Here is a 24485-nt window from a genome sequence, read left to right as displayed (position 1 = left end):
ACGCATCGGAGAGAAGCAAGTGATGTGCCGAAACGGTTCTGTGCGGGCGCGATGGACGGCCGCGCGATGTACCCGGCACTTCTTACCCGCGCGTGTAAGAAGTGCCCGACCGCCTCGCGGGCAGCAGCGATCCGACCGTGGCCAGCAATTCATTGGGGTCCACCGGCTTGGACAGATGCACCTGGAATCCCGCCAGCAGGCTGCGCAGCCGCGCTTCCTGGCTGACGTGGCCGGACAGCGCGATGGCCGGCAGCCGGTGGGCCAGCGCCGCGCCGCGTTCGGCCTCCATCGCGCGGATGCGGCCCACGACTTCGTAGCCGTCGATGTCGCCCAGCGTCAGGTCGCAGATCAGCACCTGCGGCCACTGCTCCACCGGCAAGGCCTCGAAGGCCGCCAGCGCCTGCTCGCCATCCTTGTGCTCGGCCACCCGCGCGCCGTTGTCGCGCAGTATTTCGGCCAGCATCTCGCGCGCTTCGGGCTGGTCGTCCACCACCATGACGTAGGCGTCCTGCAAGGTCGGCAGATGCATGTCGGGGCGGATCTCCGCGGGCTCCACGGCGCGCACCGGAAAGTCCACGGAATACGTCAACCCGCCGGTGGCGGCGGACACGCTATGGAAGACCCCGCCCTGGCGCTGCACGCGCGCGGCCAGCTGTGCGGGGTCCAGCGCGGCCGCGGCGCGGATGGAATCGGGAACGTTCAGCGCAACGTCAGTTTCGGCGGGCGGTTCTTCGTCCGCGCGCGCGGTGCGGCCGTCGGTCACGGCCAGCCGCGTCATCGGTCCTTCGCGGTGCAGGCGGATTTCTATCCGCCCGCCCGGCGGCGTGACCGCGATGGCGTGCAGGCACAGGTCCCACACCACTTGCTGCAAGGAGCTGGGATCGCCCGTGATGCGCGCGGCCTCGCTGCCGATCAGCGTGTACAGGTTGACGCCCTTCTGCTGCGCGGCGTCGCGCAGCGCGTCCAGCACCCCGGCCACCACGGCCATCAGGTTGACCGGCTGGCGCGTCTCGCGGTCGCGCGCTTCATCCAGCGCGGACTGCTGGCGCTGCAGCGCCCACATCTGCGCATACATGCCCTGCCGCGCCAGCAGATCGTCGTGGCGGCCCTGCTCGACGATGCGGCCGCGGTCCAGCACCACGATGTTGTGCGCATGCACGATGGTGGACAGACGGTGCGCGATGATGAGCGTGGTGCGCCCCCGCGACAGCCGTTCCAGTTCGGCCTGGATGGCGCGTTCGGTGCGCGTGTCCAGCGCCGACGTGGCCTCGTCGAACACCAGGATGGAAGGGTTCTTCAGGATCGCCCGCGCGATGGCGATGCGCTGGCGCTCGCCGCCCGACAGCTTCACGCCGCGCTCGCCCACCGGCGTCTCGTAGCCGTCGGGCAGGCTTTCGATGAAATCGTGCACCCGCGCCCCGCGCGCGGCCTGCACGATCTGGTCGCGCGTGGCCTCGGGCCGGCTGTAGGCGATGTTGTAGGCGATGGTCTCGTTGAACAGCAGCGTGTCCTGCGGCACGATGCCCAGCGCCCGCCGCAGGCTGCGCACGTTCACGGTGCGCAGGTCCTGGCCGTTGATCAGGATGCGGCCGCTGTCGGCGTCATAGAAGCGCAGCAGCAGGCGCGCCAGCGTCGACTTGCCCGAACCGCTGCCGCCCACCACCGCCAGCGTGGTGCCCGCCGGTACCGCCAGGTCGATGTCCCACAGGATCTGGCGTCCGGGCTGGTAGCCGAAGCCCACGTTCTCGAAGCGGATCTCGCCCGCGCCCGGCTCCAGCGCCGGCAGGCGCGCATCGTCGCCGGTCTCGGGCGGATAGCGCAGCAGGTCGCATACGCGCTCGGCGTTGACGAAGGCCTCCTTGGCCTGGCGGAAAATCAGCCCCAGCGTGTTCAGCGGCAGGCAGATCTGGATGATGTAGGCGTTCACCAGCACCAGGTCGCCCACGCTCATCTGCGTGCTGACGACCTGCTGGCCCGCCAGCAGCATCACCGCCGCCACGCCGCAGGCGATGATCCCGCTCTGGCCGACGTGCAGGCGCGACAGGGAACGCTGGTTGCGGATGCCGACGTCGGTCCATTCGCGCAGCACCTTCGACAGGCGCTCGGACTCCAGCGCTTCGTTGGCGTTGACCTTGACCGCCTCGTAATTGAGCAGGCTGTCCACCATCCTGCCGCTGGCGCGCGAGTCCAGCTCGTTGAGCCGCCGCTGGTAGACGACGCGCTTGCGCACCAGCACCGTGGTGTAGCTGAAATACGCCACGAACGTGACCGTGACGATGAGCGCGAACCAGACGCTGTATCCCATCACCAGGATCAGCACCACCGACACGATCTCGATCAGCGTGGGCAGCAGCGTGAACAGCCCCGTGCCCAGCAGGAAACCCACGCCCGCGGTGCCGCGCTCCACGTCGCGCGCCAGGCCGCCGGTCTGGCGCGCCCCGTGAAAGCGCGCCCCCAGCCGCTGCAGCTGCTCGAACACGCGCACGGTGAAATCGGCCACGGTGCGCTGCGCCACCCGCACGAAGACCACGTCGCGCAGCTCCGTGAACACGCTGCCGCCGAAGCGGATCAGCGCGTAGCCCAGCAGCAGGAACACGGGCAGCGTCAGCGCGCCGGGCGCGCCGAGCGTATCCACGATCAGCTTGAGCACCACTGGCACCAGCACCATCAGCAGCTTGGCCGCCACCAGCAGCCCCACCGCCGCGGCCGTGCGGCGGCGGTACTTCCACAGCGCGCGCGCAATACTGCGCGTGACCTCTTTGCGGGCGAAGTCTGGGTCGTTGTTCTCGGGTGGGTTCATGGCGCGGCCTCCAGGGCGATCCGCGCCGGGCCAGCAAACGCCATTCCGCGGGCAGGATCAGCCCTGCTCCTGGCGCCCCTGGACCACCGCCTTGAACAAGTGCGCGACCGCCGCCGCGAACGCCTCGTCGAACCACGGATTGGCGCCGCTGACCGCGACCACGATGCCGTCCATCGCCACGCTGCCCCAGACCCGCGTGTCCTTGGCGTGCAGCAGGTGCGGCCGCAGCGCCAGGACCTCATGGCTGGACAGGCCGGTGCGCCAGCTCAGGCGCGCCTTGCCGCGCGCATAGGCGCCGTAGTCGGCGTCCCATTGTTCAGGATCGCCGATGCTTTCCTGGTACAGGATGGCGTCGGCGAAATCGCAGGCGCCGGGGCGCGCCAGCGGATTCATGATCACCACATGGAAAAAACCGCTCTCGCCGACCCGCGGGTCGGCGCGCGCGGCCTCCAGCATGGGCAGCGCCAGGCGCACGGCCTGGGCGGCCGCGTCGCGCTCCCAGTAGGCGGCCAGGGGTATGGGGTTCATGGGCATCCTCCGTTTGGCAGGCGCTAGCGCCGCGTGGCGCGAGCCGCGCGCAAGTCGCGTTCCCGGGGAAACCGTCCCCGCCAGACCTGTTCGAGCCGCTCGCAGACGGCCGCGTCCAGCGGCCGGCGACGGGCGCGGATCAGCCGCCAGCCCGCCAGCGCGTCGCGGCAGGCCCGCGCCCTGGCGGCCCAGCCCGGCAGCGCGCGCAGGGCCGCCACGCTGCGCGCCAGCGCCAGCCTCGCGGGCAGGCGCAGCCATGCCGTCCACAGCGCGTTGCGCGCCAGCATCCGGCGGCGCAATGGCCGGTCCCGCGCCGCCGAAGGCCAATGATGCACGCGCAGCTGCGGCGCGTAGGCGATCCGACCGCCCCGCGCCATGATGTCCATGGCCAGCAGCTCTTCCTCGCCGCCGATGAACAGCGCCTCCCAATAGCCGCCCGCCTGCACAAAGGCGGCGGTCCGCATGACGCAGGCGCCCGCCATGAAGCCCGTCAGCTCCGGCCCGACCCCGGCGATGGCCGGCGGCGGGCTGTCGGCCATCGCCGCGCAGGCCGGGTCGGTTCTTTCTTCCGGCCCCACCGCGATGCCGGCATTGAGCACCGCCACCTCGGGATGCGCGTCCAGCAGGTCCGCGGCCAGTTCCAGCGCGCCGGCGGCCCACCAGGTATCGTCGTCGCAGAACGCCACATAAGGGGTCGCGACCCGCGCCACGCCCAGGTTGCGCCCGGCCGCGCCCAGATTGGCGCCGGCCTGGATCAGCACCGCATGGGGAAACGCCTGCGCCACGCGCGCCGCGGTCCCGTCGGTGCTGCCGTTGTCGACCACGAACAGCGGATGATGGCCGGGCAGCCGGCGCAGGCTGCGGCACAGCTCCTCGCAGCGGTTATGGGTCAGCACCACGACGGATACGCGGGGCGATACGGCCGGGTCGCTCACGCCCGCGGCTCCTCGCCGCCGGCTACCCGCCAGTAGCTCTCGGCCTGTGCGCCGGCGTCGGGCAGGCCGCCCAGGCCGCGCAGTTGCGACGCATAGGCCGACACCGCGTCGGCCTTGCCGGCCAGATCGGTCTTCAGCGGCGCGGGCGTCGCCACCACGCCGCGGGCGCGCAGCTGCGCCAGCCGCGCCTGCACCGCGCCCGGCCGCTTACGGTAAGGCACATCCTCGTAAAAAAAACAGGACAGGCCCGGACAGGCCCGCGAGGCGTCCAGCCCCGCGTCGCTGACCCGGACGTGATCGTCATGGAACAGGCCCAGCGGCAGCGCCACCCGATCCGCGCCCAGCCCCGCCAACACGCGCACCAGGCTGTCGGCCAACTGCGCCTGGCCGTCCGGCGGCTGCTCGCCATACTGGGAATCCACGAAACCCAGGCCCAACCCCATGCAGCCGACCTGCGCCAACGCCAAGCGGTCCTCGGCCAGGCGCGCCGCCATCGCATCGGCCGCGGTCGGGAATCCGCAACGGCGGTCCCAGTCGGTGGACATGTCCGCGGCTTGCGGCAAGCCTGTGTAAGCGGTGATCACGACGCTGCCCGGGTGCGCGCGCAGCAGGCCGGCGCAGCTGAAGACCGCATCGTCCAGGTGCGGCGAAACCACGACGAAGGCGCCGGGCAGGCAGCGCGGCTCGCCAACGGCGGGATGGACGGCAGGCGTTTCCATGGGATTGCGCGACGGATCGAAGATGGGCAGCGCACCAGCAACCGCCGTGCCGCGCATGGCGCGCATCAAAAAACGCTGCGCCGCTGGCGCGGCCAGGCATGGCGCTTGCGGAACTTCGCCGACCATTCCCACGCAAGGAGCGTACACATGAAGATCCGAGTTCTCACCCATGCACTGGCCCTGGCCGTCGGACTGGCCTCGAGCGTGGCCCTGGCCCAGTCCGCCACGCCCACCTCGCCGTCCAACACGCCGAACGACAGCACCGCCGTGCCGCCCAACCAGCCGGTGCCGCCGGGACAGAAGGCGCCCGCGCCCAACGCCGGCTCGACCACGCCGACCAACCCGCCCAACCTGGACAGGCATGACCAGATGAAGTCCGACAAGCACATGAAAAATGGCAAATCGGAGCGCCGCCGGGAGCCCAACGAGAACGTGCCCGCCACGCCGGGCAGCGGCGCCACGCCGCCTCCGGGCTACCCCAACACCGGCGGCTCGAAGTAAGCCGCGGCAGCGGCCCCGGGGCGGCTCCTACGTGCCGCCCCGCCCGCTTCAGCGCGCCGGCTGCGACGGCTGCGACACCTCGGCCAGCGTATTGCCCGCCGCCCCGGCCTTGGCCGCTATGTCCCCCAGCGAGACCACGCCGACCAGCTGCTTGTTGCGGTCGAGCACCAGCACGCGCCTGACCTGTTCGCTCTCCATCAGCCCCTTGGCCGTCTCGACGGTGTCGTCGTCATAGCACCATATCGGCCGTTCCGACATTGCGTCGTTCACACTGGCGGTATCCGGGGCGACCCCGCGCGCCGTGCAGCGCACGGTGATGTCCCGGTCGGTAATGACCCCGACCAGGCGCCGGCCGTCGCAGATGGGCAGCTCGCCCACGTCCAGGTCGGCCATGAGTTCGGCGGCGCGCCTCACGGTCTCTCCTTCGGTGAGATAGGCCGGTTCGGCGGTCATGATTTCTGAAAGGCGTGTCATGGCAATCTCCGGTAAGCCCGGCCGCCCGGAACGGCGGCCGGCGACATGAGATTGCCTGTCAGCAACCGCCGTACCGCCGGCGGCTTACTGCAGCCACTGCACCAGCACGCCGACGAAGAACAGCACCGCCACGGCGGCCAGCCAGAACGCCAGCATGGCCCAGGGGCCGCGCGCCTTGCGGGTCCGGGCGCGCTTGCGGGATTCGCTTGAAGGAACCTGCGGATCGGGGGTAGACATATCGGCCGCTCCTGAAAGGAGATATTGCAGTTTCAGCATGGCCTGTGCCCAAGGCCTAGGCGCCGAGCCAGCGCCACGCGGCCACCGCCAGCCCGATCCACAGCGCCACGACCAGCGCCGCACCGGCCTTGCTGGCCGGTTTGGCGCCGCGGGCCTGCATCCATTCCTCAGCCTGGCGCCGGCAGTCCGCCAGCACCGGCGGCGGCAGCAAGCGGATGGCCAGCCAGATCAGCGCCGGCAGCAGCAACACGTCGTCCAGATAGCCCAGCACCGGTATGAAATCCGGGATCAGGTCGATGGGGCTGAGCGCATAGGCCACCACGAAAATCCCCAGCGCCTTCGCATACCAGGGCGTATCCGGATGCCTGCCCGCGAACCACAGCGTCACGCCATCCCGCTTGATCCGCCTGGCCCAGGCCTTCAGGGTACTGTTGAAACTCATGATTCGGGCGCCGTTTTCCTTCTAGGACCGATAGGCCGCTGAGCCGCCCATTTCTTGATATCGGTCAACTGACAGGCGGCGGCAATGCAACTACGCTCGACTCTAACCGATACGCGAGTACGAAGGGAGCAACCCTGCCAAGGGTCTGAGGAAGCGCGAATCGGCCAGAAGCCCCGGTCTGTCCATCTCCGGATCCGGGGCTTCGCTCTGTCTGGAGGACGGAAAAAGGGAAAACCCGATCAGCCCGGCTTCCATCCTTCCGGAACGCGCGCCCGGTCGATATGGGCCAACTGGCACAGCGCATCGGCAATACACGAAAAATCCTGCCCGCCGAATTCCGCCGCCCGCGCCAGGCTGAACGACTCGTGCACCGCGGCCGCCACCGGCATGGGAACCCTGGACGCATGCGCGGCGGCCAGCACCAGGGACATATCCTTGTGGGCCAGGTCTATCGTAAAGCCCGGCTCGGTCCGCCCGATCAGCACCTTGTTGGGAAAGTTCATTCGGAGCTGGCCGTTGGTGGCCGACGTCCCGTACAGCACTTGCAGCGTCTTGGTGATGTCCAGCCCGAAACGCTGCGACAGGGCCAGCGCCTCGCCATTGATCTGGCACAGCGAAACGGCCACGAAATTATTGACCAGCTTGGTCCGCCCGCCCGAACCGACCGGGCCGCAGCGATAAATCGTGGTGCCCATCGCTTCCAGCAGCGGCTTGACGCGCTGAAACTGCGCATCGCCGGCCCCCACCATGAACAGGGACTCGCCGCGGTCGGCATGCTCGGCCAGCCGGCCGACCGGCGCATCGACCCAGTGCAGGTCCTGCGCCGTCGCCAGCGCATGCAGCCTGTCGGTCGCCAGCGGATCGATCGTGCTCATGTCCATGATCAGCGCGCCGGCCCTGGCGTGCGCCAGCACGCCGTCCTCGCCCAGCACCACGGCCTCCACTTCCTTGGACGAAGGCAGCATCGTGATGACGATGCCGCACGCACGCGCCAGCTCCGCCACGTCCCGGGCCTGGACGGCCCCGGCGGCGACCAGTTCCTGCGCGGCCTGGGGGTTGATATCCAGCACGAGCAGGTCGAACCCGGCCTTGCGCAGATTCAACGCCATCGACTTGCCCATGCGGCCAAGGCCGATAAAGCCTATCTTCTCCATTGCCTCTCTCCTCGTTGCGAAATCCGGACAGCGCGCTTTCAGCTCTTGTTCTTGAGGTAGGGACACTCGCTTTCCGAAATCGGCGCGAAGGCGTCCTTGCCCGATATCACCTTGATGACCTTGGCGATATCCCATTCGCTCTTCGACTCAGACGGCCGCTTGACCTGCGCCATGTACATGTCATGCACCAGCAGGCCGTCGTCTCGCAGGGTCGCGTTGCGCGCGAACATATCGTCGACCGGCGTCTCGCGCAGCTTCGCCATCACCTTGTCGCGATCGAAACCGCCCACCGCCTTGGCCGCCTTCAGATAATTCAAGGTCGCCGAATACGTGGCCGCCTGCACCATGCTGGCCTGCGCGTTGTGCTTGGCGAAGAAGCGCTTGGACCATTCACGCGTGCGGTCGTCGAAATCCCAGTAGAAGCCGGTGGTGTACTTCACGCCCTGCACGGCATCCAGCCCCAGGGCCTTGATGTCCGAGTCGAAAATCAGCAGGGGCACCACCTTCTGCCCGGCGTCGATGACGCCGAACTCCTTGGCCTGCCTGAGCGCGTTGGTGGCGTCCCCGCCCGTATTGGCCAGCACGATCACCTTGGCGCCCGAGGCCTGGGCCTGCAGGATGTAGGAAGAAAAATCGCCGCTGTTCAAAGGGTGCTTCACCGTGCCCACGACCTTGCCGCCGCCCTTGAGCAGCACCTTCGTGGAATCGGCCTGCAGCATGTGGCCGAACGCATAATCGGCCGTGATGAAATACCAGCTGTCGCCCTGCTCGGCCAGCGTCGCCGTGGCGCTGGACGCGGCGATCGCCTGCGTATCGTACGACCAGTGCGTGCTGTAGGGCGAACAGTTCTTGTTGGTAATGGCGGAGGTCGCCGTGCCCGTGTTCATGATGACGAAGTCCTTCTCCGCCAGCAGATTCTGGACCGCCAGCCCCGTCGCCGAGCCCAGCACATCCGTCATCATGACCACGCCGTCGCGGTCCACCCACTCCCGCGCCCGCGCCGCGGCCACATCGGGCTTGTTCAGGTGGTCCGCCGACAACACCTTGATGGGACGCCCGAATATCTCGCCGCCGAAGTCGTCCACCGCCATCTGCGCCGCCACCACCGACCCGCGCCCTCCGATCTGCGAGTACAGCCCGGACATGTCGGTCATCACGCCTATGTTCACCGGCTTGGGCGACTGCGCCTGCGATACCCCCGCCATCGACAAACCCGCGGCCAGCGCAATCACCTTCACTTTGTTGCTAAAGCCCATCTTCGTCTCCCCGCTTTGTTGGCAGTCATGAGTGCTTTGCTACATCGGCAATCTATTGCGGCCGCCTGACGCATCACTGCGCAATGGCGGCGAGGTAACTCAGCGCGCATTCTGCGAACAACGGGGAGCTTTGTCTAATACAGAAACAACGGGGTGGCGATAGCGGAACGGTATCGTGGGAAAGGGGTTTTCAGCTAACCGCGATACGGCCGCTCCCCGATCAAGGCGGAAAATCGCAGCAGATAACCGTCGGGATCCTGCACCAGGAACTCGCGCACACCCGATTCCGTGCCGCCGCTGCGATACCACCGTTCCGAAATTCCTTCGAACAGCGGCCAGCGCGCGGCCGCCAAGGCCTCGAGCACGGGCTCCACCGCAGGCACCTTGATTTCGAGATTCATGCCGCGCCCGCGCGGCGCCTCCAGCGGCGCGACCACCCAATAGCCGTCGCCGCGCACTTCGACCAGCATGACCTGGGCCCCGCCCAGATCCAGATAGACGAATCCTTCCGCGTCGCGGCTGTAGGCGACGGAAAATCCGCAGAGGTCGATCCAGAATTTCTTGCTTGCTTCCAGGTTGGAGACGAGCAACTCGGGCACGAGCTGCGCGCGGCGCAATTCCATGGTGCTTTCCTTTTTCAGGCTGGCGGCAGCCCTGCTGCCCCCCTGGCGTCCGCGCAGATGATAGCGGCATTTCCTGCCCGGATTCGAATAGAAACCGCAATCCTCCCCCGTCGTACGGTGTGGCGGAACGGCAACAAACCTGCGAATACCCGACTCTTTGCCGCCGCCCAATCGATGAGTCAGACCCTGCTGCGGTAAAAATTGAGATCTCCCATCAAGTGTGCAAGGCCCGTTCGACGAGGACAACTTGAAATCATCGCGTGTGACCTTGCTGGCGCTAATCCTGACCTTGGCGGCCTTGACCAGCGGCGCAACCTTCCTGAATGCGCTGATCGTCGGCCATATGGTGCAGAAAGAGCAATTGACGCACACCGAGTACGAGGCCAACCGTGCCTACGCCGTCAAGCTCGCCGCCTCGATCGATGAATACCTGCTGTCGATCCAGCGCCAGTTGCAGGTGAGCGCGAAGCTGGCGCCCGCGTTGCTCCATTCGCCTGCAGCGCTGGAGAACGAAGCGAAGCGTCTGGTCAGCCAATCGGATGGGATCACCGCCGCCTTGATCGTGGATGCGGATAACGGCTTGATGGCCTTTGCCTCGGCCGCGCCGGAACTCACCGATCGGTTGGACACGCTCAACCGCCTGGACGCCACGAGCACGCGGCAGTCGGGCAATGTACTTGCCTACCGTTTGGCCAACGGGCAGCTGGTGGTCGCGTTCTCGGAGCCGATCGCCCAGGCCGATGGAAAGTTTTCCGGCCTGGTCGGCGCGGTCATACTCCTGCAGCGCAAGAGCGCGTTCGACCGTCTTCTCAGCGACCACTTCCATTCCGACGGCTCTTCCATTTATGTCGTGGACGATACCGGCCTGGTGCTTGCTCATCAGGACACCAGCCGGATCGGCACCCGCAACCTCGCTGGCGAGGCCGTCCAGGCGCTGGCCCGCGGGGAGACCGGCGCCATGGACATCACCAACTATCGGGGCGAGCGCTTCTTCGCCGGCTATGCCCCCATGACCGTGGGGAAATGGGGAGTGGTCGTCCAGACGCCGATCGAAGTGCTGGAAGCGCCGCAGCGCCTGCTGCTCAAACGCACTTTGCTCTATTCGATTCCCACTGCCCTGCTCGGCCTGGCGTTGGTGGTGGCGTCGGCGATGTGGATTTCCAGGCCCCTGGCCCAATTGGCCGCCCGCATGCGGGGCAACACGACCGACGCCGGCGATCTGGATCGCATCGATTGCCGCTACGCGGAAGCCCAGCTGCTCAAGGAGGCCGTGAAGATTGCGCAGGCGCAGCACGAACAGAAAATCGAGGCACTCAGCGCCGAGACCATGACCGATGCGATGACGCAGCTGATGAACCGCCGCGGCCTGGCGCAGGAATTGCAGCGCCTGCCCAAAACGCGGCAGCCGTTCTCGGTGCTGGCCCTGGACCTGGATCATTTCAAGCGGGTCAATGACAAGTTCGGCCACGCCACCGGCGACAAAGTGCTCATCGCCCTGGCCTCGATCATCCGCCAGTCCATCCGGGGAGGAGATCTGCCGTTTCGTGCGGGCGGCGAGGAATTTCTGGTGCTGATGCCGGGCGCCGACCGGGCCATTGCCGCCGTCGTGGCCGAGCGGATACGCGCCACGGTCGAGAGCACCGAAATGCCGGACGGGGTGGGCCACATTACGCTTTCGATCGGCGTCGCCTTCTGGCCGGAGGATGCCGCGGAGGTGGATACAGTGCTGGATTGCGCCGATCAGGCGTTGTACGCGGCCAAGCGCAACGGGCGAAACCGGATCGAGGTGTATGCGGCGGCGGCCCGCCAGTAGGAGAGGTGCGCTGTTGCCCTAGCCAACTGAGCTACCGGAAGAAACCACCCTGATCGCGCTATAGGACTATTCTGGCGCGGCAGGAGGGGCTCGAACCCCCGACCTCAGGCTTAGAAGGCCCGTGCTCTATCCAGCTGAGCTACTGCCGCGCGACCCCGGAACCGGTCCGGGCGCCGCATTTTACCTTGTTGCGGACGGTTTGGGCGGCGGGCGGCCGGCGGCCGGGTTGGCGTCCACTTCTTCCCCTATGTCCGCGTGCGTGGAGACCCACAACACGACCGCATCTTTCTTGCTCAGGCTGATCACCCGGTGGCCCATGCGGCTGTCGATGTAGAAGCTCTCGCCGGCCTTCAGGCGGGCCGGCTCGTAGAACTCGGTGTAGAGCTCGACCTCGCCTTCCAGGACATAGACGAATTCCTCGCCCTGGTGGCGGCTCCAGTCGTGGAATTCCTCGAAGGCGCGGGCCTTGACGCGGGTGTGGAACGGCATCATGCGCTTGTGCGACAGCGCCGTGCAGAGCAGGCGATGGTCGTAGTACGGGGTTTCGTACTGGCGGCCCTCGCCCTGGCGGCTGAGGCTGCGCCGGCCGGTGCCCATGTGGGCGTCGGGCGCGGTGAACAGCTCGGCCACGTCCAGTTCCAGGCCGGCCGCGATCTTGATCAGGTTGTCATAGGTGGGCGACAGCAGGCCGTTCTCGATCTTGGACAGGGTGGAGGCGGACACGCCGGTGGCCGCGGCCGCCTGCTTGAGGGTCCACTCCCGCGCCTGGCGCAGGGCCCGCAGCCGTAGCGCCAACGCGCTTTGTTTGTTGCCTTCCATCTATGCACCCTGTCATGCCCGCGACCGCCGTTCCCGCCACCAGTCGCGCGCCTGGTAAGACCAATAAGTAAGTTGAACCGCCGCCGTGCCGAAGCCGCCGCCGTTCCAGGCCAGGCCGAAGGGTGCGAATAGCTTGTAGCGCTGGGTATCGCCCGCGATCGCCTCGGCCACGACGCGCCCGCCGATCGCGGTGGTGTTCATGCCGTGTCCGCCGAACGCCGTGCAATACCAGACGTCGGGGGCCAGCCGGCCGATCTGCGGCATCAGGTGGCGCGCGTAGGCCATGCGTCCGGACCACGCCGCTTCCACCTTTACCCCCTTCAACTGAGGATAGACGGAGAGCAGTTCGCGGCGCAGCGACTCGGCCAGGTCGGGCGGATCGTCGACACGGGTGGTGATTCTACTGCCCCAGCCGATACGCCCGCCGTCCAGCACGCGATAGTAGTTGCCCGCGCGGCGGTCGTCGCCGATGGCCGCGGTGCTGCGGATGGCCTCCCGGACCCGTTCTCCCAGCGGCTCGGTCAGCATGATGTAGGTGGCGATCGGCAGCATCGCCCGGCGCAGCGCCGGCACCACGCCATCGGTGTAGCCGCCGGTGGCCAGCACCACGCTGCGGGCGTCGACCTGCCCCTGGCCGGTGCGCAGGCGCTTGACCGCGCCGTCGAGCCGGGCCTCGACCACGGCGGAGTCTTCATGGATGCGCACGCCCAGCCGGACGCATTCTCGCGCCAGCGCGCGCGCGTAGTTCAGGGGATGGAAGTGAAACGAGGTGGCGTCCTCGATGCCCTGGAAGTAGACGTTCGACAGCAGCCGCTCGCGGACCTGGGCGCGGGTCAGGAAGCGCACGTCGCGGCCGAACTCGCGCTGCTGCTCGTCGCACCATTGCCGCAGCGCGTCGGTGGCTTCGTAGCGCACCACCCGCAGGCGCCCGTCGACCTTGCGGGCGTCTTCGATGCCCAGTTCGCGGATGTTGGCGCGGATGATCTCCACGCCCTCCATGGACAACCGGTAGAGCTGGCGGTAATGGTCTTCGTCGACGTGGCGGCGGATGGCGTCGGCGCCCGCCGAGAAAGCCGGCGACACCGAACCGCCGTTGCGGCCCGAGGCGCCCCAGGCGATGCGCCGCCCTTCCAGCAGGGTGACACCGCGCCCGCGCCGCGCCAGTTCCAGCGCCGTCGACAGGCCGGCCAGCCCGCCTCCCACCACGCACACGTCGGCGCTGTCCGCCCCCGTCAGCGGCGGATAGTAGGTGCCGGCGTCGGCCAGCGTGCGCCGATAGTAGGTGTCGATGTACTCGGATGCCATGATGCTCCGTGTCAGTGCAGGCCCGCGCCCTGCAGGCCGCCGGTCAGGCGTTTCTCCAGCCAGTTGGCCAGGCGCAGCAGCGGATAGCAGTAGATGAAATAGATCGCCGCGATCATGCCGTAGATGAAAAGCGACTTGGCCGGAAAGGTGATGATGAAGACCTCGCCCTGGCGCGTCAGTTCGGTGATGCCCACCACCGACAGGATGGCGGTGCTTTTGATCAGCATGACGTAGACGCCGCTCATGGGCTGCACGATCAGGCGCATGGCCTGCGGCAGCACCACCAATCTGAGGATCTGGAAGGGCTTGAGGCCCAGCGTCATCGCGCCTTCGGTCTGGCCGCGCGGCACGGCCTGGATCGCGCCCATGACGATTTCCGCGACGTAGCACGAGGTGTAGACCGACAGCGACACGAAGGCGGCGGTGGCCGAATCCCAGTGCAGCAGCGCGATGCCGGAACTGGGCAGCACGAAGTAGAAGATATAGAGCTGCACCAGGAACGGCGTGCCGCGCAGGATGTGGATGTACAGCCCCAGCAGCTGATGCACGCCGCGGATGCGGTAGCTGCGGATCACGCCGATGACGAAGCCCAGCAGCGAGCCGGCGATGATGGCCACGAAGGAGATCTTGAGCGTTTCCCAGAACCCCTTGAGCAGGAAGGGCAGCACGACGCCGGCGGTGGAAAGATAGGACTCCAGCATGCTTACCTCGTGTTCCAGGCGGGCCCCGCCAGCCACAGGCTCACGCCGCGCGACAAGAGCAGCATGCAGCCGTAGATCAGCAGGTAGCCGGCCGCGATGGTGAGGAAACTTTCGTTGGGCACGATGCGGTCGCTGTTCATCTGCACGCCGGCGGCGACCAGTTCGAACACCGTGATCAGGGACAGCAGCGAGGTGTCCTTGATCAGCACGGCGGTCTGGCCCAAGAGCGGCGGCAGCGTGTTGGCGAAGGCCTGCGGCAGCACCACGTAGCGCAGCCGCTGCTGGTAATTCATGCCGCAGGCCTTGGCGCCTTCGATCTGGCCGCGCGGCACAGATTCGATGCCGACGCGGATGATTTCGCTCATGTAGGCGGCGTGGTGCAGGGTCATGGCGATGATGCCCAGCGCCATCTCGCTCCACCCCTTGGCTCCCGGCACCAGCGCGGGCACGGCGTAATAGACCAGGTAGATCTGCACCAGCAGCGGGGTCGAGCGGATGAACTGCACATAGGCCGCCACGGGGCGCCAGACGGCGCCGCGCGGCGACATGTGGGCCAGCGCGATCGGAATGCCGGCCAGCACCGACAGCACCAGGCTGGCGCCCGCGGCGATGAGGGTGTTGGCCAGTCCGGTGGCGAACTGGCCCGCGTACTGGCTGACGATGCGCCAGTTGTAGAAGTCGATCAGCCAGTCCATGGGGCTAGTGGTCTTTCTTCCAGTCGGTGGAGTACCAGTACTTGACCTGTTCCGGCAAGGTGTTGTCGGCCGTCTTCAGGGTCTGCCAGTTATCCAGCCAGAACTTCAGGCGGAAGGCGTTGGGGCCGACGGCGAAGGCCAGCGGCTCGCGCACCATGATGCCGTCGAGCACCCGCAGGTTGCCGAAGTCCACCAGGAACTGGTTGGCGGTCGACATCGACATGATGCCGGCGTCCAGCCGTCCGCTGGACAGGGCCTGCCCCACCGGCGCGCTGCCGCCGGAGTATTCCTTCATGGTGGCCTTGGGCAGCATCTTCTTGCCCACTTCCGCATAGGTGCTGGCGCCCAGCACGCCCACGGTCACGCCTTCCTTGTCGAGTTCGGCGTACGACTTGTAGGGAGAATCCTTGGGCACCACGGCCACGGTCTCGGCGTAGAACATCGGGGCCGAGAACAGCACCTGGGCCGCGCGCTGCGGCGTGGGCGTCATGTCGGCGGCCACCATGTCGGCCTTGCCCGAGAGCAGCGCCGGAATCAGGCCCTTCCATTCGTAGTCCTGCAGCACCAGCTTTACGCCCAGGTCGTCGGCCATGCGCTTGGCCACTTCCACGGCCAGGCCGGTGCGCTTGCCGCTTTTGTCCATGAAGCTCATGAGCGGGCCCGAGGTCTGCACGGCGACGCGCAGCTCGCCGCGCTTGAGGATGTCGGCCAGCTCGTCGGCCTGCGCCGGCGCGGCGGCCGCGGCGGCGGCCAGGGCAAAGCCCGCCACGCCCAGCCATTGTTTGATTTTCAGCATGTCTAACCCCTTGTGGTGAATGGACCTGGTGAATCCGGGCGCGGCGCCCGGCCCTACAGAATCCGCTCCAGGAAGGCGCGGGTGCGCGCCTGCCTGGGACGGCAAAACACCTCTTCGGGCGTGCCCGCCTCGACGATGCGCCCGGCGTCCATGAACAGCGCACGGTCGGCCACGTCGCGGGCGAAGCCCATTTCGTGGGTCACCACGGCCATGGTCATGCCGTCGCGCGCCAGCGCACGCATCAGTTCCAGGATGCCGCCAACGGTTTCGGGATCGAGCGCGGACGTGGCTTCGTCGAACAACATCAGTTTGGGGTCCATGGCCAGCGCGCGGGCGATGGCCACGCGCTGCTGCTGGCCGCCGGACAGCTGGCTGGGATAGCGCTCGCCGTAGTCGGCCATGCCGACCCTGCCCAGCAGTTCGCGGGCATAGCTTTCGGCCTGCGCGCGGCCGCGGCCGCGCACCACGCGCTGAGGCAGCGCCACATTGTCCAGCGCCGTGCGGTGCTGGAACAGATTGAAGTGCTGGAACACCATGCCGACCTCGGTGCGCCAGCGGTTGAGGTCGGTGCCCGGGTCCGTGAGCGACACGCCGTCCACGCGGATGGCGCCGCTGTCTATGCTTTCCAGGCCGTTCAGGGTGCGCAGCAGCGTGCTCTTGCCGGAGCCGGAAGGCCCCACCACCACCATGACCTCGCCGCGCCCGAGCTGGCAATCGATGCCGTCGAGCGCGCGATGCGGGGCCTGCCCATCGCGCTGATAGGTCTTGGTGACTGCCTGGACAACCAGCAAGGGTTCTGCCACGGTTTCACCTATGCAAAGTGCGGCCGGCGAGCGCGGCCAAAAAGGTTTCGCATTTCAGGCTGGAGTTTCGTATAGTAAATTTTTTTCCAGCGTCGCCAGCTAGGCATAACCCTTAAGCGAAGGAACCAGCATGGACAATCCCCAAGACATCTTGCGCGCGCTCGGGCTGAAGCCGGAGGCGCTCGCAGGCGGCACGCTGAGCGCGCGCAGCCCGATAGACGGCGCCGAACTGGCGCAGGTCCACGAGCACACGGTGGCGCAGGCGCATTCGGCCATCACGCGCGCGCGCCAGGCCAGCCTGGCGTGGCGCGACGTGCCGGCGCCGCGTCGCGGCGAACTGGTGCGCCTGTTCGGCGACATCCTGCGCCAGCACAAGCGCGAACTGGGCCGCCTGGTCAGCCTGGAGGCCGGCAAGATCCTGGCCGAAGGCGAAGGCGAGGTGCAGGAAATGATCGATATCTGCGACTTCGCCGTCGGCCTGTCGCGCCAGCTCTACGGGCTGACCATCGCGTCCGAGCGCCCCGGCCACCGCATGATGGAGACCTGGCATCCGCTGGGCGTGGTGGGCGTGATCAGCGCGTTCAACTTCCCGGTCGCGGTGTGGTCCTGGAACGCCGCGCTGGCGCTGGTCTGCGGCAATGCCGTGGTCTGGAAGCCTTCGGAGAAAACGCCGCTGACCGCGCTGGCCTGCCAGGCGCTTTTCGCCCAGGCCGCGCAGCGCTTCGGCGACGCGCCGGCCGGCCTGTCCGAAGTGCTCATCGGCGGGCGCGACATCGGCGAGGCGCTGGTGGATTCGCACGCGGTGGCGCTGGTGTCGGCCACGGGCTCGACCCGCATGGGCCGCCAGGTCGGCCCGCGCGTGGCGCAGCGTTTCGGCCGCGTGCTGCTGGAGCTGGGCGGCAACAACGCCATCATCGTCGGCCCCACGGCCGACCTGGACATGGCCGCGCGCGGCATCGTGTTCGGCGCCATCGGCACGGCCGGCCAGCGCTGCACCACCACGCGCCGCCTGATCGTGCACGCCAGCGTGGCCGACGAGCTGCTGCGCCGCCTGAAAAAGGCCTACGCCAGCGCGACCATCGGCAGCCCGCTGGAGGCGTCCACGCTGGTGGGGCCGCTGATCGACCGCGCTTCGTTCGACGCCATGCAGGCCGCGCTCAAGGCGGCGCGCGAACAGGGCGGCCAGGTAACCGGCGGCGAACGCGTGCTGGCCGAGCAGTACCCCGACGCCTGGTACGTGCGCCCGGCCATCGCCGAAATGCCCGGCCAGACCGACGTGGTGTGCCACGAAACCTTCGCGCCCATTCTCTACGTCATGCGCTACACCGAGTTCAACGAGGCGCTGGCCCTGCACAACGGCGTGCCGCAGGGGCTGTCCTCGGCCATCTTCACCAACGACCTGCGCGAGGCCGAGACCTTTCTGTCGTCGGCCGGCTCGGACTGCGGCATCGCCAACGTGAACATCGGCACCTCGGGCGCGGAGATCGGCGGCGCGTTCGGCGGCGAGAAAGAAACCGGCGGCGGCCGCGAATCGGGCTCGGACGCGTGGCGCAACTACATGCGCCGGGCCACCAACACCATCAATTATTCGCGCCAGCTGCCGCTGGCCCAGGGCATCAAGTTCGGCGAATAAGCCGCGTTCGCGCCCTGCCCGCCCGCCCCCGCGCGTCGTCCCCGACGCGCGGGGGCTTACGCTTTCTACATACGCTTGGTCAGCCTTACAAACTGTTTCGGGGGTCGGTGCTACATTTCCTCGTCACAAAACCAAGTCATGTCCCTATGCATACAAGCCGTTCCGCACGCCCCGTCCCGTTCCTGCGCGCCCTGACCGCCGCCCTGGCCCTGGGCGTGGCCGGCAGCGCCGCCGCGGGCGTGTCATACCGGCTGGACCGCCCCTCGGCCGCCCCCGGCGAGACCGTCACCATCGAAGCGGTTTACTTCAACGAAGACACGGCCCGCGTCACCTGGGAAGCCCCGCCCGAGCTGGTGCTGCAATGGCGCGGCCAGGACGGCCAGATCGTGCGCAGCCTGGCCAGGCTGCGCGGCGGCCCGGCCAGTTTCAGCGTGCCGGTCAACAGTTTCGCGCGCATCGCCTGGACGGCCGAGGTGCCGTCCAGCGCGCACGGCCTGCAGGCCGTGTCCATCGAGGGCCAGCCCGCCATGATGGCGCTGGACGCCACCGGCCGCGACAGCGGCACGCTGGCCAGCACGCCCGCGCAAGGCCCGGTGGTGGACGCGCGCAGCGGCGAACCGGTGCCGCCGGCGGCGGTGGCCGCGGTCGGCGCGGCGCCCGAAGGCGGCCCCTCGCCCGACGCCAGCGCGGTGCCCACGGTGCAGCAGCAGACCGCGTTCGACCGTTTCCGCAGCTCGGTTTCCGAATACAAGCCGGTGTATTTCGACATCGGCACGCGCGGGCAGACCACCGCCCGCTTCCAGATCAGCGCCAAGTACCGCCTCTTCAGCCCCCAGGGCGGACGGCCGGCGACCTGGGACGAGAATTTCTACCTGGCCTATACCCAGACCTCGCTGTGGGACCTGGAGGGAGACTCCATGCCCTTCATCGACACCACCTTCAACCCCAGCGCGTTCTGGCTGTCCGACAACATCTGGTCCTCCGCCAGCCAGAACTGGCGCTTCGGCATGAACACCGGCGTCGAGCACAGCTCCAACGGCAAGGACGGCGAGGACTCCCGGTCGGTGAACGACGGCTACATCGAACCGCGCCTGCACTACCGCTTCGACGGCGGCAGCACGCTGACCTTCGCGCCGCGGGTCAAGGCCTACTTCGGCGTGGCCGAAGAAAACAGCGATTACTCCGACTACGCCGGCCACGTCGACTGGCAGTTGCGCTGGGCCCAGGACAACGGCGCCGTGGTCTCCGCCCTGTACCGCCAGGGCGACCAGAAGCGCCGCACCACGCAGCTGGATTTCGCCTGGCCGCTGCAGCGCACCTGGCTGAACATGAACGGCTACCTGCACCTGCAGTACTTCAACGGCTACGGCGAAACGCTGCTGGGCTACAACCAGCGCAACGAATCGCAGTTCCGGATCGGGTTGTCGCTGGTGCCGTAGGGGGATGGTGGGTTGAGGTGCCTGATGGGTGTAGCGCGAAAAATCCTTGGCAAGAACACGAATATCGAACGCGCGAAACCCATCAGACGCCGCAACCCACCATATCCCCCCAACAAACACCTACCCCTCCACCGCCAACTCCTCCCACCCCAGTTCACGCGTGCGCTGCAGCGCCGCGGTGACCTGCCCGGCCGCAAGGCGCACGGCCTGCACCAGCTCCGCGCCCTTCAGCAGCCCGGCCGTAACCGCAGCCATGAACACGTCGCCGGTGCCGTGCACCGACGGCGGGATGGCGATCTCCGGATGGGTCACGACGCTGACGGCGTCGCGCGTGACCACCGCCAACTGCAGCGTGCCGGGCTCGGCCGCCATCGGCGCGGCGCTGGTCACCACGATCCACTGCGGACCGAGCGCGATGAGTTCGCGCGCCGCGGCCACCACTTCGTCCATGGACGACAGCGTGCGGCCGGCCATCTGCTCCAGCTCGAAATGGTTCGGCGTCATGCCGTCAGCCAGCGGCACCAGCAGGTCGCGGTATTGCGCCACCAGCCCCGCGTCCACGTACAGGCCGTCGTTGCGGTCGCCCATGACCGGGTCGATGTACACGCGGACCCCGGGCCGCGCGGCGCGCAGCGCCGGCAGCCAGGCGGCCAGCAGACCGGCCTGCCCCGGCTGGCCCAGATAGCCGCAGACCACGGCGCGCGCCACCTTGGTCACGCCGCGCTCGTCCAGCCCCTGCAACAACCCCTGGAACCAGTCCAGCGGCGTGGCCCCGCCATGCAGCGTGGGGTAATGCGGCGTATTGCTGAGAATGACGGTAGGCAGCGCGATCGCGCGCAGGCCCGCCTTGCGGAACACCGGCATGGCGGCGTTGTTGCCGACATATCCGTAGACGACCTGGGACTGGATCGAAACAACGTCCACCTGCACGGTGACGGCGGGCAGCTCGGCCCCCGGTTGCGGGCCAGCGGCGATGGCGGTCATGGGGCTTGCTCTCCTGACAGGGCGTTACGCCATGCGGGTGACGAAATAGATCTTCTTGACGAACTGGTCCACTTCCCAGCGGCCGGTATAGCCTTCCGGCATCACGAAAGCCTCGCCCACGGTGAGTTCGTGCACCGTGCCGTCCGGATCGACCAGCCGGGCCGAGCCCTCGACGATGTAGCCGAACTCGATATAGCCGGTGGTGTTGGACTGGAACACGCCCGCCGTGCTTTCCCACACGCCGGCCTCGGCCTTGCCGGCGTTGCCTTCGAAGGCCGTCACGGTGCGGAAGGCGGCGTCGCCCGAGATCGGGCGACGCGGCTTGCCGGGCACCGGGTTTCTCATGGGGCCGGCATCGATGCGGACCAGCCGCGATTGATCGTTTTTCATGGCATTTCCTGTGTCTGCTGTATCTGTATCAGCATTATGCGGCAGACCGGAACGCTTCAGTGCGCCGCCACCACCAGCACCTCGGCCATTGCCCGGCTGACGGTGCGCATGCGGTGCGGCAATTCCGAGTCGAAATACACGGAATCGCCGGTTTCCAGGCGGAACTGGCGTTCGCCCACGCGCACTTCGACGGCGCCCTTGAGCACCAGCAGGAATTCCTCGCCGGGATGCGGAAACACCGCGGCGTCGTCCGGGAACTCGCGCGGCGGATGCACCACGAAAGGCTCCATCGCCTTGACCTTGCGGCGCCCGGCCAGCGATTCGTAGTGGTAGGCGCTGCCCAGGCCGCGGCGCTGCAGCGCCTCGCGGTCGGCCACCCGCACCACGCTGACCACCTCGTCCTGCGCGGCCTCCTCCGACCCCACCAGCTGGGACACGCCCACGCCATAGGCCTCGGCCAGCCTCAGCACGGTCGAAATGGACGGCTCGCTCAGGCCCCGCTCCAGCTTCGAGAGGTAGCTCTTGGTCAATCCGGTGCGCTGCGCCAGCTGTTCCAGGGACAGGGACTGCTGGCGCCGCAGGGCGCGCAGGCGATGCGGCAGGTCGATCATGGACAAAAGGGTTGGGAAAATCCAACCGCAAAGAATGCCCTAAACCGGCCCGCCCGTCGAGCCGCCGCGTCGCTTTCAGGCGAGCGCGTCGGGGTGCGCGCGCAGCGCGCGCCGCGCGAAATACGAAAACCCCACCTGCGAACGCTTGGGCGTCAGGATCCAGTCGTGGGCCTCGCGGCCCAGCGCCGGCGGAATCGGCTGGATCTTGCCGGCGGCCATGGCCAGCAGCTGCATGCGCGCCGCGCGCTCGAACTGCAGCGCCAGCACGCAGGCCTCTTCCACCGACCCGGCCGCCACCAGCATGCCGTGGTGCGACAGCAGAATGGCGCGCTTGGCGCCCAGCGCGGCCGAGATGATCTCGCCCTCTTCATTGCCCACCGGCACGCCCGGCCAGTCCTTCAGGAAGGCCACGTCGTCGTACAGCGGGCAATTGTCCATGTGCGAAATCTCCAGCGGCACCTCCAGCATCGACAGCGACGCGGCATGCAGCGGATGCGTATGGATGATGCAGTTCACGTCCGGACGGGCGCGGTAGATCCACGAGTGGAAGCGGTTGGCCGGATTCGGCATGCCCCCGCCCTCCTGGACGCGCAGGTCCTCATCGACCAGCAGCAGATTGCTGGCGGTGATCTCGTCGAACCCCAGGCCCAGCCGCTGCGTGAAATAGCGGTCCGGCTCCGGCGCACGCGCGGTGATCTGCCCGGCCAGGCCCGAGTCGTGGCCGCCGTCGAACAGAATGCGGCACGTCAGCGCCAGCTTCTCGCGCAGGCTCCAGTCGGGCGTCTCGAACTGGCGCTGCATCTCGGCTTGCGCGCGCGCGATCAGTTCATCTTTTCCCAAGTGCATCGTATCGGCCATCATTGCTCCATCGGATTGAGTCGTCATGCCGCTTCGATCAACGGCGTAAAGCCCGGCAAGGCGCGCATGCGCGCCAGCCAGGCGTCGATATGGGTGAAGGCGGACAGGTCGTAGCCGCCCTCCGCCGCCATGCTGGTATAGGGAAACAGCGCGATGTCGGCGATGGTGGGCGCGCTCCCGACCAGATAGTCCCGGCCCGCCAGGTGCGCGTCCATCCAGGCCGCCGCCTTCATGCCGATCTCGCGCCATGCCCGCATGGCGGGATCGTCCACCTGCGCCGTGCGGCGCAGATGGATCAGCAGCCGCGGCTGCGCGAAGGCATGCATGTGCTGGGTCTGCTCGAAACTCAGCCAGCTGCTGACCTGCGCCTGCGCCAGCCGCCCGGCCGGCAGCCAGGGCGTGCCCTGCCCCAGATACCAGAGTATGGCCTGCGACTCGGCCAGCCACTGGCCCTCCGGCGTAAGCAGCACCGGCACCTGGCGCCACGGATTGAGCCGCGCGAAGGCCTCGGTCTCCAGGTCTCCCTGCACGATGTCGAACGTGCGCCGCACGATGGGCAGCCCCATGTAGCCACAGGCCAGCCGTATCTTCCAGGCGTTGCCGGAACGCAATGTGTCGGCCAGCTCCAGCGGCTTGCCCGCCAGGGGATGAGGAGTCGGGTTCATCGGTCAGTCCATCCTGATGTCGGCGCGCTTGACGATCTCGGCCCACTTGGCCTTCTCCCCGGCGATGAAGCGCCGGTACTCGTCCGGCGTGCCGGTATACAGCTGCGTGCCCTGCGCAGCCAGCCGCTGCCGCAGCTCGGGCGAAGCCAGGGTCTTTTGCAATGCCGCGTTCAAGGTTTCCAGCACGGCGGGCGGCGTGCCCGCCGGCGCGAAAAACGCGTTCCACGAACTGATCTGCAGCCCCGGATCGCCCACCTCGGCCGCCGTCGGCACGTCGGGCGCGGACGGCAGGCGCTGGTCGGCGGCCACCGCCAGCGCGCGCAGCCTGCCCGAAGCCGCATGCGGCATGATCACCGGGCTGGCGTCCATCACCACGTCCACCTGCCCGCCGATCGCCGCGTTCACCGCCTCGCTGCCGCTCTTGAACGGCACGTGCATCACGTCCACGTTCGCCGTCAGCTTCAGCAGCTCCAGGCCCAGATGGGGCGAACTGGCGTTGCCCGCCGAGCCGAAATTCAGCTTGGCCGGATTGGCCCGCGCGTAGGCCACGAATTCGCCGAACGTCGCCGCCGGCAGCCCGGCCCGCATCGCCAGCAGGTACGGCGAGCCGGACACCATGCCCACGGGTACGAACTTGTCCGCATCGTAGCCGAGCTTGCGGTAGATCAGCGGATTCACCACCTGCGTGCCCACCGTGCCCATGAAGATCGTATAGCCGTCGGCCGGCGCCGTGGCCGCCAATTGCGCCGCGATCACCCCGCCCGCGCCCGGCCGGTTCTCGACCACCACGCCCTGCCCCAGCGCTTCGCCCATCCCCTGGCCGACCTGCCGCGCGACGATATCCGTGATCCCGCCCGCGCCGAACGGCACCACCAGCCGTATCGGCCGCTCCGGATACGCCGCCGCCTGCGCGCCGCTTCCGCCCGCCACTGCCGCCGCCAGCGCCAGCGCGCTGGCCATGCTCTTGAACCCCATGTCGACCCCCTTTATGCCGCAATCATGTTTGCGATGACACAAAGTGTCCTATAGAACATTGATTTTCCGCAAGGGAAACGATGCAGGGGAAATCCCTGAGGGGTGGGGATAGGGGTCGGTTATTCGTTGGAGTCCGTTTTTGGCTTTGGCGGGGAAGACGCGCCAATGGGGAGGACGACGATTTGTTCTGTTCTGCGCGGACGGACGAGCCGCAGGCTGAAGGAAGGCGACCTTCTTGGCGAGCGCGATGAACGGGCGTAACGGTCTTGGCCCGCGGAATTGGGGTACGTGGCACGGAGAAGCTTATGATCGGTAGCCGTTTCCGGCCC

Annotated in this window: 26 protein-coding genes and 1 tRNA gene; 4 read left to right on the top strand and 23 right to left on the bottom strand. The window is 67.9% G+C overall.

Features of this window, described 5'->3' with window-relative positions:
• Positions 1-82 precede the first annotated feature (82 nt).
• Genes AC1M14_RS07695 through AC1M14_RS07680 form a run of 4 tightly spaced genes read right to left on the bottom strand, consistent with a single transcriptional unit; the run spans position 83 to position 5048 of the window.
• Complete coding sequence (locus AC1M14_RS07695; RefSeq protein WP_479731324.1) at positions 83-2800, bottom strand: ATP-binding cassette domain-containing protein; 2718 nt, start codon at positions 2798-2800, stop codon at positions 83-85.
• A 57-nt stretch (positions 2801-2857) separates the two neighbouring features.
• On the bottom strand, positions 2858-3334 hold the full coding sequence (locus tag AC1M14_RS07690) for a hypothetical protein (protein WP_102772680.1): 477 nt from the start codon (positions 3332-3334) through the stop codon (positions 2858-2860).
• Between the two features lie 17 nt (positions 3335-3351).
• Entirely contained in the window at positions 3352-4263 is a 912-nt protein-coding gene (locus tag AC1M14_RS07685; protein WP_479731323.1) for a glycosyltransferase family 2 protein, read from the bottom strand.
• Positions 4260-5048, bottom strand: a complete 789-nt coding sequence (locus AC1M14_RS07680; protein WP_479731322.1) for a PIG-L family deacetylase — start codon at positions 5046-5048, stop codon at positions 4260-4262. The genes AC1M14_RS07685 and AC1M14_RS07680 overlap by 4 nt, the downstream gene beginning before the upstream one ends.
• Before the next feature lie 81 nt (positions 5049-5129).
• Between AC1M14_RS07680 and AC1M14_RS07675 the strand changes: the two genes are divergently transcribed.
• Complete coding sequence (locus AC1M14_RS07675; protein ID WP_102772683.1) at positions 5130-5483, top strand: hypothetical protein; 354 nt, start codon at positions 5130-5132, stop codon at positions 5481-5483.
• A 48-nt stretch (positions 5484-5531) separates the two neighbouring features.
• Here AC1M14_RS07675 and AC1M14_RS07670 read toward each other — a convergent pair whose 3' ends face one another.
• The 6 genes from AC1M14_RS07670 to AC1M14_RS07645 form a co-directional block, all read right to left on the bottom strand.
• Positions 5532-5957, bottom strand: a complete 426-nt coding sequence (locus AC1M14_RS07670; protein ID WP_111827171.1) for a CBS domain-containing protein — start codon at positions 5955-5957, stop codon at positions 5532-5534.
• Between the two features lie 84 nt (positions 5958-6041).
• Complete coding sequence (locus AC1M14_RS07665; RefSeq protein ID WP_168202325.1) at positions 6042-6194, bottom strand: hypothetical protein; 153 nt, start codon at positions 6192-6194, stop codon at positions 6042-6044.
• A 55-nt stretch (positions 6195-6249) separates the two neighbouring features.
• The gene (locus AC1M14_RS07660; RefSeq protein WP_102772685.1) at positions 6250-6636 is read right to left on the bottom strand and encodes a YkvA family protein; all 387 of its coding nucleotides are present in this window, start codon (positions 6634-6636) and stop codon (positions 6250-6252) included.
• A gap of 239 nt (positions 6637-6875) precedes the next feature.
• Positions 6876-7790 (bottom strand): NAD(P)-dependent oxidoreductase, encoded by a 915-nt coding sequence (locus tag AC1M14_RS07655; RefSeq protein ID WP_479731321.1) that lies wholly within the window; start codon positions 7788-7790, stop codon positions 6876-6878.
• A 38-nt stretch (positions 7791-7828) separates the two neighbouring features.
• Entirely contained in the window at positions 7829-9046 is a 1218-nt protein-coding gene (locus AC1M14_RS07650) for an ABC transporter substrate-binding protein (protein ID WP_479731320.1), read from the bottom strand.
• Positions 9047-9240: 194 nt separating this feature from the next.
• Entirely contained in the window at positions 9241-9669 is a 429-nt protein-coding gene (locus AC1M14_RS07645; protein ID WP_479731319.1) for a bleomycin resistance protein, read from the bottom strand.
• A 247-nt stretch (positions 9670-9916) separates the two neighbouring features.
• Here AC1M14_RS07645 and AC1M14_RS07640 point away from each other — a divergent pair, with 247 nt between their 5' ends.
• Positions 9917-11482 carry a GGDEF domain-containing protein gene (locus AC1M14_RS07640; RefSeq protein WP_479731318.1) on the top strand — a complete coding sequence of 522 codons (1566 nt, stop codon included), beginning with the start codon at positions 9917-9919 and terminating at the stop codon, positions 11480-11482.
• Positions 11483-11554: 72 nt separating this feature from the next.
• On the opposite strand, the gene AC1M14_RS07635 is transcribed toward AC1M14_RS07640, so the two are convergent.
• The 7 genes from AC1M14_RS07635 to AC1M14_RS07605 form a co-directional block, all read right to left on the bottom strand.
• A tRNA-Arg gene (locus tag AC1M14_RS07635) sits at positions 11555-11631 on the bottom strand.
• Between the two features lie 31 nt (positions 11632-11662).
• Positions 11663-12301: a helix-turn-helix domain-containing protein gene (locus AC1M14_RS07630; RefSeq protein WP_102772690.1), complete on the bottom strand. Its 639-nt coding sequence runs from the start codon at positions 12299-12301 to the stop codon at positions 11663-11665.
• A 12-nt stretch (positions 12302-12313) separates the two neighbouring features.
• Positions 12314-13606, bottom strand: a complete 1293-nt coding sequence (locus AC1M14_RS07625; protein WP_479731317.1) for an NAD(P)/FAD-dependent oxidoreductase — start codon at positions 13604-13606, stop codon at positions 12314-12316.
• Positions 13607-13617: 11 nt separating this feature from the next.
• Positions 13618-14307, bottom strand: coding sequence for an amino acid ABC transporter permease (locus tag AC1M14_RS07620; protein ID WP_102772692.1), 690 nt, complete (start codon positions 14305-14307; stop codon positions 13618-13620).
• A 2-nt stretch (positions 14308-14309) separates the two neighbouring features.
• A complete protein-coding gene (locus tag AC1M14_RS07615) occupies positions 14310-15002 on the bottom strand; it encodes an amino acid ABC transporter permease (RefSeq protein ID WP_111827157.1) in 693 nt (230 codons plus the stop codon).
• A 4-nt stretch (positions 15003-15006) separates the two neighbouring features.
• Positions 15007-15798, bottom strand: a complete 792-nt coding sequence (locus AC1M14_RS07610; RefSeq protein ID WP_102772694.1) for an ABC transporter substrate-binding protein — start codon at positions 15796-15798, stop codon at positions 15007-15009.
• Between the two features lie 53 nt (positions 15799-15851).
• Complete coding sequence (locus AC1M14_RS07605; protein ID WP_102772695.1) at positions 15852-16601, bottom strand: amino acid ABC transporter ATP-binding protein; 750 nt, start codon at positions 16599-16601, stop codon at positions 15852-15854.
• Between the two features lie 130 nt (positions 16602-16731).
• Here AC1M14_RS07605 and amaB point away from each other — a divergent pair, with 130 nt between their 5' ends.
• Both amaB and AC1M14_RS07595 read left to right on the top strand, forming a co-directional pair.
• The gene (amaB, locus tag AC1M14_RS07600) at positions 16732-18234 is read left to right on the top strand and encodes an L-piperidine-6-carboxylate dehydrogenase (protein ID WP_479731316.1); all 1503 of its coding nucleotides are present in this window, start codon (positions 16732-16734) and stop codon (positions 18232-18234) included.
• A gap of 146 nt (positions 18235-18380) precedes the next feature.
• On the top strand, positions 18381-19673 hold the full coding sequence (locus AC1M14_RS07595; protein WP_111827154.1) for a phospholipase A: 1293 nt from the start codon (positions 18381-18383) through the stop codon (positions 19671-19673).
• 120 nt (positions 19674-19793) lie between these two features.
• Here the strand turns inward: AC1M14_RS07595 and pdxK are convergent, their stop codons facing one another.
• From pdxK to AC1M14_RS07565, 6 genes are all read right to left on the bottom strand, one after another.
• Positions 19794-20657 (bottom strand): pyridoxine/pyridoxal/pyridoxamine kinase, encoded by an 864-nt coding sequence (gene pdxK, locus AC1M14_RS07590; RefSeq protein WP_111827153.1) that lies wholly within the window; start codon positions 20655-20657, stop codon positions 19794-19796.
• 24 nt (positions 20658-20681) lie between these two features.
• Entirely contained in the window at positions 20682-21047 is a 366-nt protein-coding gene (locus AC1M14_RS07585) for a cupin domain-containing protein (RefSeq protein ID WP_102772699.1), read from the bottom strand.
• A 56-nt stretch (positions 21048-21103) separates the two neighbouring features.
• A complete protein-coding gene (locus AC1M14_RS07580) occupies positions 21104-21658 on the bottom strand; it encodes a helix-turn-helix domain-containing protein (RefSeq protein WP_111827152.1) in 555 nt (184 codons plus the stop codon).
• Positions 21659-21733: 75 nt separating this feature from the next.
• Entirely contained in the window at positions 21734-22516 is a 783-nt protein-coding gene (locus AC1M14_RS07575) for an aldolase (protein ID WP_102772701.1), read from the bottom strand.
• Between the two features lie 23 nt (positions 22517-22539).
• Positions 22540-23181 carry a glutathione S-transferase family protein gene (locus AC1M14_RS07570; protein WP_111827151.1) on the bottom strand — a complete coding sequence of 214 codons (642 nt, stop codon included), beginning with the start codon at positions 23179-23181 and terminating at the stop codon, positions 22540-22542.
• Between the two features lie 3 nt (positions 23182-23184).
• Positions 23185-24156, bottom strand: coding sequence for a Bug family tripartite tricarboxylate transporter substrate binding protein (locus tag AC1M14_RS07565; RefSeq protein ID WP_479731315.1), 972 nt, complete (start codon positions 24154-24156; stop codon positions 23185-23187).
• Positions 24157-24485: the final 329 nt, after the last annotated feature.

This window comes from Achromobacter sp. SX5, from assembly GCF_056711425.1.
The sequence above is the reverse complement of the archived record's forward strand: the minus strand, read 5'-3'. Positions and strand labels throughout refer to the sequence as shown.